5 protein-coding genes and 1 pseudogene are annotated in these 4,612 nt (G+C 64.7%); 5 read left to right on the forward strand and 1 reads right to left on the reverse strand.

Features of this window, described 5'->3' with window-relative positions:
- Nucleotides 1-165: pseudogene (locus tag QMZ05_RS40340) on the forward strand (protocatechuate 3,4-dioxygenase subunit alpha); the annotation flags it as partial.
- Nucleotides 166-176: 11 nt separating this feature from the next.
- Here the strand turns inward: QMZ05_RS40340 and QMZ05_RS40345 are convergent.
- Entirely contained in the window at nucleotides 177-1,154 is a 978-nt protein-coding gene (locus QMZ05_RS40345; protein WP_353705814.1) for a LysR family transcriptional regulator, read from the reverse strand.
- A gap of 231 nt (nucleotides 1,155-1,385) precedes the next feature.
- On the opposite strand from QMZ05_RS40345, the gene QMZ05_RS40350 reads away from it, so the two are divergent.
- The 4 genes from QMZ05_RS40350 to pcaH all read left to right on the forward strand — a co-directional run.
- Entirely contained in the window at nucleotides 1,386-2,615 is a 1,230-nt protein-coding gene (locus QMZ05_RS40350) for an ABC transporter substrate-binding protein (RefSeq protein ID WP_353705815.1), read from the forward strand.
- Complete coding sequence (locus tag QMZ05_RS40355; RefSeq protein ID WP_353705816.1) at nucleotides 2,591-3,319, forward strand: nitroreductase; 729 nt, start codon at nucleotides 2,591-2,593, stop codon at nucleotides 3,317-3,319. The genes QMZ05_RS40350 and QMZ05_RS40355 overlap by 25 nt, the downstream gene beginning before the upstream one ends.
- Nucleotides 3,320-3,333: 14 nt before the next feature.
- Nucleotides 3,334-3,873, forward strand: a complete 540-nt coding sequence (locus QMZ05_RS40360) for a DUF4863 family protein (protein WP_353705817.1) — start codon at nucleotides 3,334-3,336, stop codon at nucleotides 3,871-3,873.
- Nucleotides 3,874-3,911: 38 nt separating this feature from the next.
- A partial coding sequence (gene pcaH / locus QMZ05_RS40365) for a protocatechuate 3,4-dioxygenase subunit beta (protein WP_353705818.1) occupies nucleotides 3,912-4,612 on the forward strand: 701 nt, incomplete at its 3' end.

A 4,612-nucleotide genomic window follows, 5' to 3' on the forward strand; every position in this document is an offset into this window, starting at 1 on the left:
CGGATCTACTTCGACGACGAAGCCGGCAACGCCGCTGACTCCACCCTCGCGCTGGTGCCGGCCGATCGCCGCGCGACCTTGATTGCGGAGCGCGGCGCAGGCAACGCCTACACGTTCGACATCCATCTCCAGGGCGACAACGAGACCGTGTTCTTCGACGTCTAGCCATCTAACTGCTAGCCGCCGCGCCTGAGCTCTTCGGTGGCGCGCCGGAGCACTTCGTGAAGCCATTCGTGCGATGGCTCGTTTTCGACGCGTTCGTGCCACAGCAATCGAACCTCCACGGGCGTCGTGGTGTAAGGCAGCTCACAAGTCGTGATCGCATGCGCCGCCTCGAGCGCACGCGCCAGCGGCCGCGGAACGATCGCGGCGAGTTCGGAATCGATCAGCAACGCGGGCAGCGCGAGGAAATGCGGCAGTGAGACCGCGATCCGCGGCGGCCGGTCGCTGTCGGACAGCGCCCGTTCCAGCGCAGGGCGGTCGTACATCTCCGAACGGCGGGCAAGCCCGCGCTCGGAGATGAAGCCGCCGATCGCACCTTCCTGCTCGCCGCCAAAGGAGACGACGACCAGCGGCAGGCTGGCTAGCTTCGCGTTGTCGAGCCGGCCGAGCTTGCGCTTTTTGCCGACGATCAGCACGTCGTCATATTCGAACAGCAGTGCCGTGCGGAAGCGACTCGGCGGCGATGAGAACACGCCGATGGCGACGTCGATCCGGCCGAGGTCGATCTGCTCGGCCAGATCGATCCGTGTCACCGGCTTGATCGTGAGGTCGATCGCCGGAGCCTCGCGACCGAGAATCTTCAGCAGCGGCGGCGCCAGTACCATCGTGGTGAAGTCGTTGGCGGCCAGCGTGAACGACTTGGTCGAGGCCGCCGGAGCGAAAGTCGGCAGCTCGACGGCGGCTTCCAGCGATCGCAGCGCCTGGCGAACCTGCGGGGCCATCGTCAACGCGCGCGCCGTCGGCTGCATGCCGGTGGCGGTGCGAACGAACAATTCGTCGTCGAGCATTTCGCGCAGCCGCGCCAGCGAGTGGCTCACCGCGGATTGGCTCAGCGCGACTTTCTGGCTGGCCCGCAGCACGCTGCGCTCCTCCATGACGGCGTCGAACACCTTGAGCAGGTTCAGGTCCAATGTCTTGAAGGAAACGGACACGATGAGAGTCCCGTCGGTAGCGGATCGCACGCCTCTACAAAATTCTGCGCGCGCACGCAGTTAAGGCCAGGCGCTCGGCTGATGCAACCGATCGGCATGCGGGAAGCATATCGCCGCATCGCCGCCGTCGGCGTTCTGAAGCCGGTTCAGGATCACCCTGCAAGACTTTCACTTCCGCAATCCAGCGTTCTGGCCAAGATTGCCGGCGCCGGGTTGGGAGGAAACAACACGATGAATATCTCGGTGAATTCGGTCCATGGTGGCGCGCGCAAGTCGCTCGGATTGGCGCTGGCGCTCATGACATTTGCGGCGCCTGCGCTCGCGCAGAACGGGCCGGTCAGGCTCGGCGTGCTGACCGATATGTCGTCGCTCTACGCCGACAATGGCGGCCCGGGCTCGGTCGTCGCAGCCCAAATGGCGGTCGACGATTTCAAGGGCAAGGTGCTCGGGCGCCCGATCGAGATCGTCGCGGGAGATCACCAGAACAAGGCCGACATCGGCGCAACGATCGCGCGGCGGTGGCTGGAGAACGAGAATGTCGAGGCGATCCTCGATGTGCCGAACTCCGCCGTCGCACTCGCCGTGCAGGGCATCACCCGCGACAAGAAGAAGCTCTTTCTTGCGACTGGTGCGGCGACCTCCCGCCTGACCGGCGACGAGTGCTCGCCGACCGGCATCCACTGGACCTACGACACTTACGCGCTGTCGCAGGGCACGACGAAGGCGATTTCGCGTCTCGGCGCAAAATCCTGGTTCTTTCTGTCTGCCGATTATTCGCTCGGCGTGCAGCTCGAGGCCGACAGCCGCAAGGTGATCGATGCCACCGGCGGCAAGGTGGTCGGTGCCGTGAAGCACCCGATCAACACGCCAGATTTCTCGTCCTTCCTGCTGCAGGCGCAGGCCTCCAAGGCGGACGTGATCGCGCTCGCCGACGCCGGCGGCGACTTCGTCAATGCCGTGAAGCAGGCGGGCGAGTTCGGCGTGACGCGCGGCCAGAACCTTGCCGGCCTGCTCGTCTTCATCAACGACATCCACAGTCTCGGGCTGCAGAGCGCGCAAGGCCTGATGCTCAGCTCGGCCTTCTACTGGGATCTCAACGATGAGACGCGCGCCTGGTCGAAGCGCTACATCGAGAAGACCGGGAAAGTGCCGTCCATGATCCATGCCGGCACCTATGGCGCGGTCACGCACTATCTCAAGGCGGTCGAAGCCGCAGGCACGCTCGATGGGCCAACCGTCGCCGCCAAGATGCGCGAACTGCCGGTCAACGACTTCATGACCCGCAACGGCAAGATCCGTCCGGACGGCCGGCTGGTTCGCGACATGTATCTGTTCCGCGTCAAGGCTCCGGAGGAGTCGAAGTATCAGTTCGACTACTACCAGCTTCTGGCCACGATCCCGGGGGACGAGGCCTTCAGATCGATGGAGGACGGCGGATGTCCGCTTGTGAAGAAGTCGTGATCGATCGGGACGCAGCGCGCGGCGTTGCGCGCAATCCGATCGACGAGGCGATCGCCGGTCGGCTCTCGTGCCGTGAGTTCTCCGGTAGCCCCGTCCCGCGATCGACCGTGGAGCTGATCCTGCGCGTGGCGCGGTTCGCGCCGAGCGGCGCCAACATCCAGCCCTGGCACGTCTATGTGCTCGCGGGCGCCGCCAAGACCGAAGTGTCGGCTGCGCTGCTGCACGCGTTCGAGACGGAGCCGAGCGAGCACGTCTCCGAATATCAATACTACGCCAGCGAGTTCCCGGAGCCGTATCTCGGCCGCCGCCAGGAGTTCGGCCGATTGTATTACGACTCGCTCGGTATCGCGCAAAGCGACACCGCGGCGCGGAGCCGGCAGACCGCAAAGAACTTCGCGTTCTTCGGTGCGCCGGTCGGGTTGATCGTCACCATCGATCGTCGCCTCGCGATGGGCAGCTGGCTCGATCTCGGCATGTTCATCCAGAACGTGATGCTGGCGGCGGTCGGACGCGGGCTGCAATCCTGCCCGCAGGAAACCTTCGCCAGGTATCACCGCATCTTGCGACCGGCGTTGTCGATCCCGGCGGAGCAGATGGTGGCCTGCGGGATCTCGATGGGTCACCCCAGGGAGCGCGGGAGAGCGCGGCTGATGCCGCGCGCGGATCTGGAGGCGTTCGCCTCCTTCAAGGGTTTTGAGGATTAGAACAGGAGACAGCCATGGGAAGCCGTGAACAGCTTATCGAACGCAGCATTCCGTTTCTGCGCGAAGTCAAGGACATGACGCCGAGCGCGGCGATGGAGCGCTGGCTCAACGAGACCTACGGAGAGCAAAGCGCGCTCTACCAGGATCTCGCCCGCCTCATCAAAATGGGAGTCGAGGAGGGCTGGGCCGCGAACCAGGAGGTGGAGGGCCCGAATTATCGGCGCAGCCGCATCCTCGAGCCGGTCCCCGAGACGTTCCAGTTCAGCATCACCGCGGTCTACATGAACAGCGCCGATCCGCGCCGCTTCAGGGACGAGGACGATCATGACGTGCTGCGCGGGCAGTATCACGGTCACCCCTATGGCGAACTCAACCTCGTCGTTCCCCTCGACAAGGGCGCCGAGTTGAAGGGGCTGCAGGGCTGGCAAGGACCGGGCTGGACCGCGCCGGATCCCGGCAGCCGGCATTATCCCGAGGTGCGAGGCGGCGCGGTCATCGCGCTGTTCTATCTGCCGGCCGGCCGCATTTCGTATGAGTTCACGGCGCCGGCCTGACACGGGCACATGCGCCCCAATCTGGCTGGAGCAAGCACATGACATTGATCTATCCGGTCGCTTCGAACAGCGTCCATCCCGCGCGTCTGTCTCCGGCCTACCGGAGCGCGATCAAACGTTCGCCGCAGAAGCCTTTGATCCCGATGCGGCACACGCTCTCGGAGCTGACCGGGCCGGTCTATGGTCATGAGACCGTGCGCGCACACGACAACGATCTCACCATCCAGGCCAAGGGCGAGCCGCTCGGCGAGCGGATCATCGTGCATGGTCATGTGCTCGACGAGGACGGCCGCGGCGTGCCCAACACGCTGGTCGAGCTGTGGCAGGCCAATGCCTGCGGCCGCTATATCCACGTCGTCGACCAGCACCCGGCGCCCCTTGATCCCAACTTCACCGGTGCCGGCCGGACGCAATCCGATGCGAGCGGTTCCTTCAAGTTCATCACCATCAAGCCCGGCGCCTATCCCTGGGGCAATCATCACAACGCTTGGCGGCCGGCGCATATCCACTTCTCGGTGTTCGGGCACTCGTTCGTCTCGCGCCTCGTCACGCAGATGTATTTTCCGGGCGATCCCTTGTTCCCGTTCGACCCGATCTTCAATTCGGTGACGGACGAGAAGGCGCGGGCGCGGATGATCTCATCGTTCGACTTGGAGAACACGAAGCCGGAATGGGCGCTGTGCTACCGCTTCGATATCGTGCTGCGCGGCCGCAACGCCACGCCGATGGAGACCAAGTA

Origin of the sequence: Bradyrhizobium sp. INPA03-11B (genome assembly GCF_040446015.1) — a bacterium.
Taxonomy (GTDB): domain Bacteria; phylum Pseudomonadota; class Alphaproteobacteria; order Rhizobiales; family Xanthobacteraceae; genus Bradyrhizobium; species Bradyrhizobium macuxiense_A.